Annotated in this window: 10 protein-coding genes and 1 pseudogene; 6 read left to right on the top strand and 5 right to left on the bottom strand. The window is 65.1% G+C overall.

The annotated features are described in order from the left end of the window. The first annotated feature begins 31 nt into the window (after positions 1-31). From ACFQDL_RS28835 to ACFQDL_RS28855, 5 genes and pseudogenes are all read left to right on the top strand, one after another. The gene (locus tag ACFQDL_RS28835) at positions 32-469 is read left to right on the top strand and encodes a VOC family protein (RefSeq protein WP_379912196.1); all 438 of its coding nucleotides are present in this window, start codon (positions 32-34) and stop codon (positions 467-469) included. Between the two features lie 221 nt (positions 470-690). Continuing rightward, the gene (locus ACFQDL_RS28840; protein WP_379912198.1) at positions 691-1,908 is read left to right on the top strand and encodes an aminomethyltransferase family protein; all 1,218 of its coding nucleotides are present in this window, start codon (positions 691-693) and stop codon (positions 1,906-1,908) included. Further along, positions 1,872-2,051: a hypothetical protein gene (locus ACFQDL_RS28845; RefSeq protein WP_379912200.1), complete on the top strand. Its 180-nt coding sequence runs from the start codon at positions 1,872-1,874 to the stop codon at positions 2,049-2,051. Before ACFQDL_RS28840 ends, ACFQDL_RS28845 begins: the two co-directional genes overlap by 37 nt. Before the next feature lie 14 nt (positions 2,052-2,065). Then, entirely contained in the window at positions 2,066-2,986 is a 921-nt protein-coding gene (locus tag ACFQDL_RS28850; RefSeq protein ID WP_379912202.1) for a methylenetetrahydrofolate reductase, read from the top strand. Between the two features lie 68 nt (positions 2,987-3,054). Then, a pseudogene (locus ACFQDL_RS28855) lies at positions 3,055-4,784 on the top strand (formate--tetrahydrofolate ligase). A 53-nt stretch (positions 4,785-4,837) separates the two neighbouring features. Here the strand turns inward: ACFQDL_RS28855 and gbdR are convergent. Together gbdR and ACFQDL_RS28865 are read right to left on the bottom strand one after the other, a co-directional pair. Continuing rightward, complete coding sequence (gbdR, locus tag ACFQDL_RS28860; protein ID WP_379912204.1) at positions 4,838-5,947, bottom strand: choline metabolism transcriptional regulator GbdR; 1,110 nt, start codon at positions 5,945-5,947, stop codon at positions 4,838-4,840. A 260-nt stretch (positions 5,948-6,207) separates the two neighbouring features. Beyond that, positions 6,208-7,617, bottom strand: a complete 1,410-nt coding sequence (locus tag ACFQDL_RS28865) for a DEAD/DEAH box helicase (RefSeq protein ID WP_379912206.1) — start codon at positions 7,615-7,617, stop codon at positions 6,208-6,210. A 351-nt stretch (positions 7,618-7,968) separates the two neighbouring features. Between ACFQDL_RS28865 and ACFQDL_RS28870 the strand changes: the two genes are divergently transcribed. Then, the gene (locus tag ACFQDL_RS28870) at positions 7,969-8,268 is read left to right on the top strand and encodes a helix-turn-helix domain-containing protein (protein WP_379912208.1); all 300 of its coding nucleotides are present in this window, start codon (positions 7,969-7,971) and stop codon (positions 8,266-8,268) included. Between the two features lie 111 nt (positions 8,269-8,379). On the opposite strand, the gene ACFQDL_RS28875 is transcribed toward ACFQDL_RS28870, so the two are convergent. The 3 genes from ACFQDL_RS28875 to sbcD form a co-directional block, all read right to left on the bottom strand. Continuing rightward, on the bottom strand, positions 8,380-11,502 hold the full coding sequence (locus ACFQDL_RS28875) for an SbcC/MukB-like Walker B domain-containing protein (protein WP_379912210.1): 3,123 nt from the start codon (positions 11,500-11,502) through the stop codon (positions 8,380-8,382). Positions 11,503-11,690: 188 nt separating this feature from the next. Beyond that, positions 11,691-12,056, bottom strand: coding sequence for an AAA family ATPase (locus ACFQDL_RS28880; RefSeq protein WP_379912212.1), 366 nt, complete (start codon positions 12,054-12,056; stop codon positions 11,691-11,693). Beyond that, on the bottom strand, positions 12,053-13,315 hold the full coding sequence (gene sbcD, locus ACFQDL_RS28885) for an exonuclease subunit SbcD (RefSeq protein ID WP_379912214.1): 1,263 nt from the start codon (positions 13,313-13,315) through the stop codon (positions 12,053-12,055). The genes ACFQDL_RS28880 and sbcD overlap by 4 nt, the downstream gene beginning before the upstream one ends. Positions 13,316-13,366 lie beyond the last annotated feature (51 nt).

The following is a 13,366-nucleotide window of genomic DNA, read 5'->3' on the forward strand; positions in this document are numbered from 1 at the left end:
AGTAAACAACTCAACCCCGGAGAGCCAACGCATGAATCAACGCCCGAACCGGCTGAACGGCATGCGCCATATCGCCTTCAGCGTGCCCAATCTCGAGGAGGTCGAACGCTTCTACGTCGAACTGCTGGGCATGGAAGTGCTGCACCGCCCCCACGAGAACCTGGTCTACCTGACCCTGGGCAACGACAACCTGTCACTGAGCCGTGCCGATGCGGACGAAACCGCTGCCGGCCCCCAGCGCATGGACCACTTCGGCTTTATCTGCGACCGCCCCACAGACGTCGATGCCTGGGCCGAATACCTGGCCGCCAATGGCGTCGAGATCCTGAGCCGGCCGCACGACCACAAGAACGACCCGGGTGTGAGGAGCTTCTACTGTCTGGACCCGGCCGGCAACGCCGTACAGCCGCTATACCACCCGGCCGTCTCCGGGCAGCGCTTCGAGAAAGCCGACCGTAGCCTGGAATGAGCCTCGGGCGAATTCCGGGTATTATCCCGTATCCGTAAACAAGCGTCGGAGTTCGCCCCTTCGGGACTCATTCCAACCTACATGAGCTTCAGGCGAATTCCGGGCATTATCTGTCCCACGCTGCCGCTTTTGGACCATCGCCTGTCGTACGGGTACCGGTCTCGTCGACCGTTCACAACCACATTTAAAACCATCTCCCACCCGAGCGAAGGTATAACGAGATGGCTACTCAATTCGAACAGGCACTGCAGGATTTCCCGCAACAGCGCGCAGGCTCCGCCCGCCAGCCCGCGAGCATCGACCAGTCCGACCGCCGCGTGCCGGTCAACCTGCGACAATCCGGCCCCACGCCGGTGGAGATGCTCATTTCCACCCGCGTGCGCAAATCACCCTATTGGCATCTGGCCTACGAGGCCGGTTGCTGGCGCGCCACCGTGTACAACCGCATGTACCACCCGCGGGGTTATGTGCGCCCCGAAGACGGCGGCGCCATGGTGGAATACCAGTCGCTGGTCAATGACGTCACCCTCTGGAACGTGGCCGTGGAACGGCAGATCCGGGTCAAGGGGCCGGACGCCGAAGCCTTCGTGAACTATGTGATCACCCGTGACGCCAGCAAAATCGAACCGATGCACGGCAAGTACGTCATTCTCTGCAATGAGGAGGGCGGCATTCTCAACGATCCGGTACTGCTTCGCCTGGCGCAGGACGAGTTCTGGTTCTCGGTGTCCGACAGCGACCTGGAACTCTGGCTGCGCGGCGTCAACCTGGGGCTCGGCTACGATGTCAGCATCGCCGAAATCGATGTGGCACCGGTGCAGATTCAGGGCCCCAAATCCGAGGCACTGATGGTGGACCTGTTCGGCGACGAGGTGCGCGACATCCCGTACTACGGTCTGATGCGTGGCAAGGTCGCCGAGCGGGATGTCGTTATCTCCCAAACCGGTTTCACCGGCGAGAAGGGTTACGAAATCTACCTCTACGACGCAACCCGCTACGCCGAGGATCTGTGGTACGCCGTGCTCAAGGCCGGAGAAAAGCACAACCTTCGCGTAATCGCCCCCGCGCACCACCGGCGTATCGCCGCCGGCATCCTTTCCTGGGGCCAGGATGTCGATCAGGAAACGCTGCCGTTTCAGTGCAACCTCGCCTATCAGGTGCCGCGCAACAAAGAGGCGGACTATATCGGCAAGCAGAAGCTGGAAGCCCTTCGCCGGCAAATCGAAGCCGGTAGCCCGCCCTTCCGGCTCAGGATGGTGGGGCTGAGTTTCGGCGGCGCGGCGGTCACCGACTATGCCAACGACTTCTGGCTGGTGGCTCTTCCCGAAAGCGGTGAAGCGGTAGGCTATGTCACCTCCCCTGGTATTCGCCGGAACTCGAGACCAATATCGCCCTGGCCTATGTGCCCTGGGACCTGTGTGGGATCGGCACGTCCCTGAGGGTCCGGCTGCCGGTCGAGTACGCCGCCGCAGACGGCGCCACCGAGGTGGATGCGACCGTGGTCGAAGTCCCCTTCCGTCCCTCGGTGAATCCCAATGCCCGCGAACGGGCTCGGGCCAAGGGCATCGACTTCGCGGACTAGCGAGCGAAAACGTCATGAAACTGATGAAAAAATCGGGGCGTCAGTCGGCGGTCGACGAAACCGCCGCTGCCGTCCGGGCGCTGGCGCGAACCGCCTCTGTCGAAGTGACGGCCGGGCGCATTCTGGAATCCCGGCTGCCGTCGGTGGCACAACTGCTGCCGGCCGGCACGCCGGTCTACCTGCCCTGCCTGCCCCAAACCCGTGTCGAGGATACCCTGGCGGCCTGCCGACGACTGCTGGCCGAAGGTTTGCGACCTGTGCCCCATCTGGCGGCCCGCCGCTTACGCAGCCGTGCCGAACTGCACGAGCGGCTGTCACGACTGTACGAAACCGGGGCCCGCGACCTTATGCTGATTGCCGGCGATGTCGAACGGCCCGCCGGGCCCTTCCGGGACACGCTGGACCTGCTGCAATGCGGACTGCTGGCCGAGCAGGGATTCCACCGGTTCGGTATTGCAGGGCACCCCGATGGCCACCCCATCGTGGATGAAAGGGCACTGATGCACGCACTGGACACCAAGCGGGACTATGCGCGCAGCACCGGTGCCCGCCTCTGGGTGGTGACCCAGTTCGCATTCGAAGCGACACGCTTTACGGACTGGGTGTCCCTGTTCGATGACAGCGCACTGCCGCTGCCGGTGTATTGCGGCCTGCCGGGACCCACACGCATTCGAACCCTGCTGACCTACGCCGCTCACTGCGGGGTGGGCGTTTCGGCCCGTCTGCTTCGGCGCACGCCCGGCGCCGCCCGCCTGTTGCGTGCCTGGACACCGGACGGCGTGGTCGAGGCGCTGGCACAGCATCGCCAGACCCATCCGGGGACCCATCTGGCGGGCATTCACCTCTTCACGTTCGGCGGGCTGGAAACCACCGCTCAGTGGTTGCACCGCCTGCGGGACGATCCGCAGCAACCAGGTTCGCAGGTGTTGAAATGAAACCTTTTGACTCTCGAGACGGGGTGCAACCGGCGCCCCTCCAGGCAGCAGGGGAAACCGCCCTGAGCATGCCGCCAGACGAACCACAAACCTCCGCTTTCGGCGAAATTCCACTGCCGCCACCGGGCAGCCCCGACATCGATATAGCCCGGGCGGTGCAGCCGCAGTCCATACTGCTGCTCGCGCAACAGCACTGGGGCCTGAACGCCGACAGCCTGATCCCGTTCGGCCACTACAAGGCCAAGCTCAATCTCGACCAGTGTCGACGCAGCAGGACCGGCAGAGCCGGCAAGCTGGTACTGGTAACCGCCATCTCGCCCACCGCGGCCGGCGAAGGCAAGACCACCACCAGCATCGGACTGAACGACGGACTGAACCGGCTCGGCGTGCGTTCGTCGCTGTGCCTGCGCGAACCCTCACTGGGCCCCTGCTTCGGCATGAAGGGCGGCGCCACCGGTGGCGGCCGCGCCCAGGTGATTCCGATGGACGATATCAACCTGCACTTCAACGGTGACTTTCACGCCATCACCGCGGCCCACAACCTGCTCGCCTCATTGATCGACAATCACATTCACTGGGGCAATGAATCCGATTTGGATCCGCACCGGGTCAGCTGGCGGCGGGTCATGGATCTCAACGACCGGACGTTACGGCACACCCTCACGGGCCTGGGGGACCGGCGCACGGCACACCGCGCGCATCCGGCTTCGACATCACGGTGGCCTCGGAGATCATGGCCATACTTTGTCTGGCAGAGGACCTGCAGGATCTGCGTCGGCGACTCGGCCAGGTCATCGTTGGCCGGCGTCGCGACGGCTCGCCGGTCAGTGTACGGGAACTGGGCGCCGACGGCGCCATGACGGTACTGCTCAAGGATGCCTTTGCGCCCAACCTGGTGCAAAGCCTGGAGCACAACCCGGTCTTCGTTCACGGCGGCCCCTTCGCCAACATCGCCCATGGCTGCAACTCGGTGGTCGCCACCCGTTCGGCGCTGGCGCTCAACGATGTGGTGGTGACCGAGGCCGGCTTCGGGGCCGACCTTGGCGCGGAAAAATTTATCGACATCAAGGGCCGACAGACCGGTCTGCGTCCGGATGCGGTGGTACTGGTCTGTACGGTTCGTGCACTCAAGATGCACGGTGGCCTTGGTGCCGACAAGTTGCAGCTTGCCGATCTGCCAGCACTAAGGTCTGGCAGCGAAAACCTGGAACGACACATCGGTAATCTGCGCCAGTTCGGCCTCGATCCCATCGTCTGCATCAACCGATTTCCCGGCGACAGCATAGATGAGCTGGCGCTGCTCGAAAGCCTTTGTGCGCAATGGGGCGTTACAGCGGCCGTGGCCGAACACTGGTCCGAGGGTGGCGCAGGGGCCACGGAGCTGGCGCGGGCGGTGCTGGATCGCCTCGCAAGCGCCCCCTCCGGCGTTGAGCTGCTCTACCCGGACGGGATGCCGCTGGCGGATAAAATCCACAGCGTGGCTACCCGGCTATACGGTGCGGCCGACGTGGATTTCGCGCCCCAGGCACGCAGGCAGCTGGACGAATACGAACAGCTCGGTTTCGGGCATCTGCCGGTCTGCATCGCCAAGACCCCGTACAGTTTTTCCGCAGACCCGAGACGCCTCGGTGCTCCCCAGGGGCACTGCCTGCCGGTGCGCGAAGTCCGTCTCTGTGCCGGCGCCGGCTTCGTGGTCGTCATCTGTGGCGACATCATGACCATGCCGGGCCTCCCTCGCCGGCCGGCGGCACTGGATATCGGACTGGACGGGGAAGGCCGGGTGACCGGTCTGTCGTAAACCGACGGTATTGCGACAGGCGCCAGCCGCGACCGGGCCCGATTCGGCACCGGTCAGTGGGTAGGTAGAACGGCGCCGTTGAACTCGCCATAGGTAGGCTCGAGCCGCGCCATACGCAGCGCATGCCGTGACGCGGAAGTCACCTGCACCAGTGGCTCGGTGAGCACATCCATCGAAGTCGGGCATCCGGAAACCATGAGCCGTTCGGTTTTGGGCGCCATGCCCAGGTACTTCCGATAACAGCGGCTGAAATGGGTGGCGGAAACAAACCCGCACATGGAGGCGATCTCCACAATGGGGCAGGAGGTCTGCTTCAGCAGGCGCCGTGCCCGATCCAGACGCAGCTTGAGATAGTAACGCGAGGGACTGCAGTCGAGATGCTTGAGAAACAACCGCTCCAGCTTTCGTCGCGAAACACCGGCCAACTGAGCCAGCTCCTGCAGCTCGATGGGTTCCTCGATGTTGGCCTCCATCAGCTGGGCCACCTCGGCGAGCTTGGGCTGAACCGCCATCAACTGCTGGCGCAGCGATACCGGCTGCTGTTCGCTGTCCTCACGCATCCGGTCGCAGACGAACATGTCGGACACCGCATTGGCCAGCGCCCTGCCGTGCCGACGGGCCAGAAAGCTCAACATCATGTGCAGGGGTACGCTGCCGCCGGTGCAGGTCATCCGGTCGCGTTCCAGCGTATAGAGGCGGTTGTTGCAGCGGACCCTGGGAAACCCTTCCCGCATGGCGGCCAGGCACTCCCAGTGGGCACTGCAGCCGTAGCCGTCCAACAGCCCGGCGCTGGCGAGCACATAGGCCCCGGTACAGACCGCGCCCAACACCACCCGCCGGCGCGCCAGGGCTTTCAACCAGTTCAAGTCGCGGCGCGAGTAGCTGTGGATTACATCCACCCCGGCGACGACAATCACCAGATCGAAGCACTGCCGGTCGGAAATAGCGGCATCGGGGAGCATGGCAATGCCGTCACTGGCGCGCGCCGGCTGGCCGTCGTCCGATACCAACTGCCAGGTATAGAGTTCACGGCCAGCCATCTGGTTGGCCATGCGCAACGGCTCGATCGCGGTCGCCAGCGCGATGAGGGTGAAATTATCAACCAGCAGGAAGCCCACCCGGTAGGGTTGGGAACAGCTCCCGGTACCAGGGAGTTCGGTCATGGCGCCCCCTCCTCTTCACGCCGGTTGCAGCGCCGCAGCGGCACCTGACTCCGAGTATAGAAACGACGCCTTCCGTAAAGTTATCCAAAAACGACAGAATTTCGCACCGGATTACCCAATTACGACAGCCCAGGCGACCGGGCACTGCTCGCCCTTCCTCAGCCCCGTCTACCGAACAGGCACAAAAAATCCGGTATCCAACGATGAATACCGGATTCCGTTCCTGCGTTCGGTGAGCAGAACCCCTTAATCGAACAGCACTACGCTATCCGGGGAGCTGCGCTCTCAATGGGCCGAAGGTGCGGGGCTGCGGCGCGGTCGGCGCCTGCGGCGGGGCTTGGGCGCCCCCTCGTCCTGGCGCCGCGGCTGCTCGCTTGCCGCCTGGCGCGGGCGCGAAGCCCCGCCGTTGCCGCCACTGCCGCTCTTGCCGCCGCGACCGCCACGGCGACGTTTCTGACCTTCGCCGCCACCGGCCGGTTTTTCTGCACCGGCTCCGGCGCGACCGGCGGCACATAGCTTTCGGCGCTGCGACGCAGCAACTCCAGATCGACGGCCGGCATGGGCTGCACGTCGAACTTGCGCCGCAACAGACGCTCGATCGCCTTCAACTCCTTGTTCTCGTCGCGACTGATCAGCGAGATCGCCTCGCCACTGGCGCCGGCCCGACCGGTACGACCGATGCGATGCACGTAATCGGCCGGTACGTTCGGCAGCTCATAGTTCACCACATGGGGCAACTGGTCGATATCGAGGCCACGGGCCGCGATGTCGGTGGCCACGAGTACCCGGATCTGACCGCTCTTGAAATCGGCCAGTGCGCGGGTGCGGGCGTTCTGACTCTTGTTGCCATGAATCGCCGCGGCACTGATACCGTTGCGCTCGAGCTGCTGACTGAGACGGTTGGCGCCATGTTTCGTGCGCGTGAACACCAGGACCTGCGACCAGTCGCCGGCCAGAATCATCTGGGACAGCACCGGCATCTTGTCGTTTTTCTCGACGTCGAAGAAGGCCTGCTCGATCTTGTGGGCCGTCGCGTTGCGGGCCACCTCGACGCTGGTCGGGTTGTGCAGGATATCCTGGGTCAGGCGTTTGATCTCGGGCGAGAAGGTCGCCGAGAACATCAGGTTCTGCCGTTTCGCCGGCAGCAGCTTCAGCACCCGGCGAATATCGTGAATAAAGCCCATGTCCAGCATGCGGTCGGCTTCGTCGAGCACCAGGATCTGAATATGGGACAGATCGAGCGCACCCTGCCCCTGCAGGTCCAGCAGCCGGCCCGGTGTCGCCACCAGAATATCGACCCCCTTGCGCAGCAGATCCTTTTGCGGATTGATGCTGACGCCGCCGAACACCACGGCCGAGCGCAGCGGCAGATGACGGCCGTAGGTGGTCACGCTCTCGGCGACCTGAGCGGCGAGTTCACGGGTCGGCGTCAGCACCAGCGCCCGCAGCATATGACCTTCGGGCGGACGGTGTTCGCTCAGACGATGCAACATCGGCAGCGTGAAGCCCGCGGTCTTGCCGGTGCCGGTCTGAGCGGCCGCCAGCAGGTCGCGTCCTTCCAGTACGACAGGAATCGCCTGGGCCTGAATCGGGGATGGGGTTTCGTACCCCTGCTCCTGCACGGCGCGCAGCAGCGGTTCGGAAAGTCCGAGAGAGGAAAAAGCAGTCATGAATATCCGTCAAGTGGGATCGATCGGCGGGACCGCTTGTCCCCCACAGGGAGAATCGGCCCGGATGTACATCAAGCCGGGCAGTTTACGGGAAATGGCGCCCCGGCGCGAGCTTTCCCGGCCAGAGCACGGCGGTAATGGTCAGCGGGGTTCTATTCAATTGCTCCTGCATTGTCTGCACAAAGGCTATCCATGGCCTAGACAGACAATTGCTCCTGCATTGTCTGCACAAAGGCGGGGCGGCCTTCCGCCATCCATGGCCTAGACAGACAATTGCTCCTGCATTGTCTGCACAAAGGCCATCCATGGCCTAGTCTGAGGGGTGGCAGTACGGACAAAAGGAACCGGCCCATGACCCGCAGATCCCAGCGCGCCTTTTTCCGCAAGCTCTACCTGGCCTGGCTGATCGACAACGGCAAGCACAACCTGCGAACCCTGCAGGCCAAGACGGGCATGCCCCGGCGCACCCTCCAGGACAGTCTCAAGGACCTCGAGGATATCGGCATCAGCTGCACCTTCGAGCAGAGCGATGGCGAGCGCAACAACTGCGGCCTCTACCGTGTTACGGACTGGGGACCGATCCGGCGCAGCTGGGTCCGGGCCAACCTCCCCTGCTGCGCGCGGAGCTTGATCAAACGTAGGTTGGAATGAGCCCCAAAGGGGGCGAATTCCACCGGGGATATCCGGCACCCGGCGGGTCAATGTCGTTCCGCCGAGGCGAATCCTGAAAACACCGGTGGAATTCATTTCATTCATTCCACCCTACGGCTCGAACCTGTACCTTGCATCCAGGCGGCTGTGGCCGAGACCATTGCCCTTGCGCACCCGGATCTGCACCGGAATCCGCTCCTTGAGCGCCTCAACATGGGAGATCACGCCGATCATCTTGCCGCTGGCGTTGAGGTTGTCGAGCGCATCGAGAGCGACATCCAGGGTATCGGCATCGAGAGTGCCGAACCCCTCGTCCAGGAACAGCGAGTCGATACGGGTGCGGTGACTGACCAGATCCGACAGCGCCAGTGCCAGCGCCAGGCTGACCAGGAAGCTCTCGCCACCCGACAGCGTGCGGGTGTCGCGCAGGCAGTCGGCCTGCCAGCCATCGATCACCGCCAGCTCCAGCTCGTCGCCCTGCTTGCGTTGCAGCCGATAACGTCCATCGAGCCGCTCCAGCTGACGATTGGCCAGATAGATAAGGTGGTCCAGCGTCAGGCCCTGTGCAAAACGGCGAAAACGGTCTCCCTTCTGTGAGCCGATCAGACTCGAGAGCTGTGCCCAGGTATCGAAGCTGGCCCGCTGAACCTCGATCTGTCGCAGCAGATCCTGCTGATTGCGCCGCTGCTGTGCATCCTGGTCGAGTTGCTGCTGCAACGCACCCTGACGCTGCCCCAGAGCGCCCAGTTCGGTGCGCGCCTGTGCCAGGCCTGCGGCGACGGCGTCGGGATCGAGCGCGGCGAAAGGCTGCTGCTCGAGTTCGCTCAGCTGCGTCCGAGCCTGCGCCAGCAGCGATTCATTGCGGGTACGCTCCGTTTCAAGCTCATCGCGCACGGCCTGCAGTCGCATACGTTCCGCCGTTTCGAGCATGGCCGCAGTGAAAGCTTGCTCGTCGGCGAAGGGGCTGGCCTCCAGCGCCTCATGCCAGGCGTCTGCAGACTGCTGCTGCTGTTCACCGGCCCGCAGCCGTCGACGCTCCAGTGCCTCGAGACGTCCGCCCAGGCTGCCCTGCTGTTGACGGACTTCGGCCAGTTGGGCACCGAGCCGCTGCCAGGCCTGTTCGGCATTCAGGAAGCGTTCCAGCGCAGCTGCGCGCACCTCGGCCACGGGCCGTCCGTCGAACAGCCGGCCGCGCTGCGCCCTGAGCTCGGCCAATTCATCGGCCAGCGACTGCCGGCGCGACCCGGCCTGGCGGAACTGCTCCTGCAGCTCGTCCAGCTCGCGCTCGAACTGCCGCAACCGGCCGTCGGCCAGTTCCTGCTCCCGCTGCTGCTGCTCCCGTTGCTGCTGCATCTGCTGATAGCCGACCCGCAACCGCTCCTGCACAACCAGCCATTCCCCCTGCCCGGCCTCGGTCGGCAACCCGGACTCGCCGACCGTTGCGGCCAGCGCCTGCTCGAGCGCTTCAAGTGCCTGCCTGCAGTCATCGACCGCCGTCGTCTGCTGGCGCTGCTGCCCGCGCTGTGCCGTTTGCGCCTGCTGCAGCAATGCCTGCTGATGCTGCAGCGCCACCAGTGCCTGCTCGCTGCGAGCCAGTGCCTCGGACTGCTCGCTTCGCTGTTGCTCCAGTGCATGCAACTGTGCGACCCGGCGTTCGTTGCCCTCGAGCTGCGCTTTCAGCCCCTGCTGCAAGCGACTGACAGTTTCCGGCTGATCCAGCACCAGCCCGCGCCGGGCGGCCTCCGGCAGCCGGCCGCAGAGGGCGTCGAATTCGCCCAGGAGCCGACTGCGCTCCTCGAGGTCCTCTTCGAGCTGGACTGCGAGCCCCTGCAGCTGGGTTTCGAATCCCGCCACTTCACGACTCAGGGCCTCGCCCGACTCGCGCAGCTGATCCAGCTGCTGCCGCTTCTCGTCGCGGCGACGGCGGCTATCGTCGGCCTTCGGCGGGCGATACTCGGTAACATAGGGGTGATCGGTGGCGCCGCACAGCGGACAGGCCTCGGCCGGACGCAGCTGCTCGCGATAGGCGCTCAGGTCCTGTATCCGCTGCTCCTGTTCCAGCAGGCGCTCCAGGTCCAGCAGATGCTGCCGGCACTCGCCATAACGCTGACGGGTCTCGCTCAGCGCGACCCGGCGGGTTTGCAGGACCGCCCCGACCTCTGCCTGCTGCCGGCCCCGCTGTTCCAGGCGCGCCTGAACCGCGCCGTGGCGTTCGACCAGCGCCGCCAGTTGCCCGGCTACGCCAATGCTGTCCTGCAGCGCCCTGACGCCCTGTTCCAGCGCCTCCCGCCCGTCGGGGCCGAGCTGTTCCGCACAGCGCCGTTCCAGCTCCTGCACCTTGCGCCGCCGGGTTTCGAGTGCGTCTCCCGCCTGCTCACAACTGCGTTCGAGATCGGCGGCCTGACGCTCAAGCTGCGCGAGCGCCTCGTCGAGCTGCCGGGCATTCTGCGTCAGCCCCTCGAGCTGATGCCCAAGCTCGGCACGGCGCTCGAACTGGGCCCGCCACAGGGGCAGGCGCTCGCCCAGGCAGGCGTGGGCAGCATGCTGCGCCAGGTAGTCTTCAGCCACCCGGACCCGGGCCCCGGCGTCCTGACGGGCCTGCACCGCGTCCTGTTTCTGTCGCTGCAGTTCGGCAATCTTTTCGTCCCGTCCGCCGAGTTCGCTGTCGAGATCCCGCAACCGCTCGTCCAGCCCCTGGATGCGGTTGTCGAGCGGTATCACTTCGTCGACCAGACGGTTTTCGGTCGTTTCCCGCTCAGCGCGCACCTGCTGCAGCAACCGGGCCGCCGTCGCTTCCTGATCCGCCAGCGTCCGACTGCGCTGGTCGATGTCGGCCAGACGCTGCCTGTCCTGCGCGATCGAGGCGTCCAGTTCCTGCAGCTGTTCACTGTCGCTGCGGCTGCGCTGGTACAGCGACTGGATATCCAGTGCCGGAAGCGCGGCAGCCAGACGCTCGAGCTCGGGCGCCGCGGCCTGCCATTTCGCCTGCAGCTGGCGCTGCTGCATCAGGTGCTGCTCCATGGCCGCACGGGCCCGCTGCAGCGCCTGCAGCCCCTGCTGATCCTGCAGCAGCGCCTGCTCCTGCCGCTGCCGCTGTTGCAGCTGTACGGCCAGCGCCTCCTGTTCGGCACGCAACGCCTCCAGGCGCTGATCGTCGAGCAGCTCCAGGGCAGCGGAGCGGGCGTCGAGCAACCTCAGCGCCTCCTCTTCGCTACGCCGTCGCTCGAAGGCCATGCGCGACAGCTCGCCGTATATCTCGGTACCGGTGAGCTCCTCGAGCAGCTCCGCCCGCTCGTTGGCGCTGGCATTGAGAAAGGCCGCGAAACCACCCTGGGCCAGCAGTATCGACTTGGTGAAACGGGCGAAATCAAGTCCCGTCAGCTCGCTGACCCGGGTCAGCTTCTCATTGATCTTCGTCGTGATCAGCCGGCCGTCCCCCGGGCCAGCTCCACCTGGGGCGGCTGCAGCTTGCCGTCGGGGAGGTTGCGGGCACGATGCTGGGACCAGAAGGCGCGGTAGACTTCGCCGCGCACCTCGAACTCGACTTCCGCCAGACAGTCCGCGGTATGACGGGTCATCAGCTCGTTGCTGCCCACCGAGACGCTGAGGCGCGGCGTCGCATGATAGAGCGCCAGGCAGATGGCATCGAGCAACGTGGTCTTGCCGGCGCCCGTGGGTCCGGTGATGGCGAACAGGCCGTTGTCGCGAAACTCCGGCTCGCGAAAATCGATGAACCACTCACCCTTGAGGGAGTTGATGTTCTTCAGTCGCAGGCTGAGGATTTTCATCGGCCGGCCTCCTCCCCGGTCTCATGGAGTTGTGCCAGCAAACTGTCGAAGGCCTCGGTCAGCCGGGACTCCGCACCCTCGTCCAGCGTCTCCAGGGCCAGCCGGCGCCGGAAGACTTCGGTGACGGAGAGTTCCTGCAACGTCTCCCGCGCCTCGGGAGCCAGGGCCGCCGCCTCGCCGCGGCGCCGACGCCGGATGCGAAGAACTTCGACGGGCAGGTCTTCGACCAGGGCCTGGACCCGCTGCTGCAGGTCGCTAAGATAGTCGTCGGCCTGAACTTCGATCTCAAGCCAGCACAGCGGCGCCTCGCTGTCGCCGGGGAAACGCTCGGCCAGTTGCGCAGCGATCGCGTCCAGGTCGCCACCGAGGCTCAGCATCGGCTGCCAGACCGGTACCGGCAGCGGTGTGACCGCCTCCAGTCGCTGCCCGTCGAAGTCCACCAGCAGCACCTGCTTGGGGCGACCGGCCTCGTCGAAACTCAGCGCGATGGGCGATCCGCTGTAGCGGATATGGTCCTGACCACCGACCTGCTGTGCCCGGTGCAGATGACCCAGCGCGATATAGTCGGCCGGCGGGAAGGCCGACGCCGGAAAGGCATCGAGGGTGCCGATATAGAGGTCGCGCACCGACTCCGACAGCAGGCCGCCGACGCAGGTGAGATGGCCGGTTGCGATCACCGGCAGCAGCGCTGCGTTGCTGCCCTCTTCCTCCTGTTCACGCATTATGCGGTCGCGCAGGGCACAGGCTTGCTCATAGATAACGGTATAATGTTTGCCAATGGCATCGACCAGCGCCTGACGCTTCTGCTCGCGGCTTTCACCGGCATGACTCTCGACCAGGTCACGTGGGCGCAGGTAGGGCACCGCGCAGAGCACCGCACCGGGGCGGCCATCGCGGCGGCGCAACAGGACCAGCTGATCTTCGGGCACCTCCGTCACGCCCCCGACGACACGGGTCTCGAGGCAGGCCAGCAGCTCCCGGGACTCGTGCAGCGTCGCAACCGAATCGTGATTGCCGCCCAGCACCACCAGCTGGCAGCCGGTGCGGTGCAACTCGACGATGAAGTGGTTGTAGAGGCGGCGGGCGTAACTCGGCGGCGTGCCGGTGTCGAAGATATCGCCGGCCACCAGGATCGCGTCCACCTCCTGCTCCCTGACCTGTTCGATCAGCCAGCCGAGGAATGCCCGGTGCTCGGGCTCGCGGGACTTGCCCATGAAATGCTGTCCAAGGTGCCAGTCGGAGCTGTGCAGTATGCGCATCGATAATCCTGATCAAAGCATTGCGGTCATCCCGCATCCGGTAAAAGAAAA

Origin of the sequence: Marinobacterium aestuariivivens (genome assembly GCF_042661465.1) — a bacterium.
GTDB lineage: Bacteria > Pseudomonadota > Gammaproteobacteria > Pseudomonadales > Balneatricaceae > Marinobacterium_A > Marinobacterium_A aestuariivivens.

Coding starts and splice junctions, on each gene's coding strand:
- sbcD (WP_379912214.1), bottom strand. CDS start 13,315: ATGCGCATACTGCACAGCTCCGACTGGCACCTTGGACAGCATTTCATG.
- ACFQDL_RS28880 (WP_379912212.1), bottom strand. CDS start 12,056: ATGAAAATCCTCAGCCTGCGACTGAAGAACATCAACTCCCTCAAGGGT.
- ACFQDL_RS28850 (WP_379912202.1), top strand. CDS start 2,066: ATGAAACTGATGAAAAAATCGGGGCGTCAGTCGGCGGTCGACGAAACC.
- ACFQDL_RS28875 (WP_379912210.1), bottom strand. CDS start 11,502: ATGGCCTTCGAGCGACGGCGTAGCGAAGAGGAGGCGCTGAGGTTGCTC.
- ACFQDL_RS28835 (WP_379912196.1), top strand. CDS start 32: ATGAATCAACGCCCGAACCGGCTGAACGGCATGCGCCATATCGCCTTC.
- gbdR (WP_379912204.1), bottom strand. CDS start 5,947: ATGACCGAACTCCCTGGTACCGGGAGCTGTTCCCAACCCTACCGGGTG.
- ACFQDL_RS28870 (WP_379912208.1), top strand. CDS start 7,969: ATGACCCGCAGATCCCAGCGCGCCTTTTTCCGCAAGCTCTACCTGGCC.
- ACFQDL_RS28840 (WP_379912198.1), top strand. CDS start 691: ATGGCTACTCAATTCGAACAGGCACTGCAGGATTTCCCGCAACAGCGC.
- ACFQDL_RS28865 (WP_379912206.1), bottom strand. CDS start 7,617: ATGACTGCTTTTTCCTCTCTCGGACTTTCCGAACCGCTGCTGCGCGCC.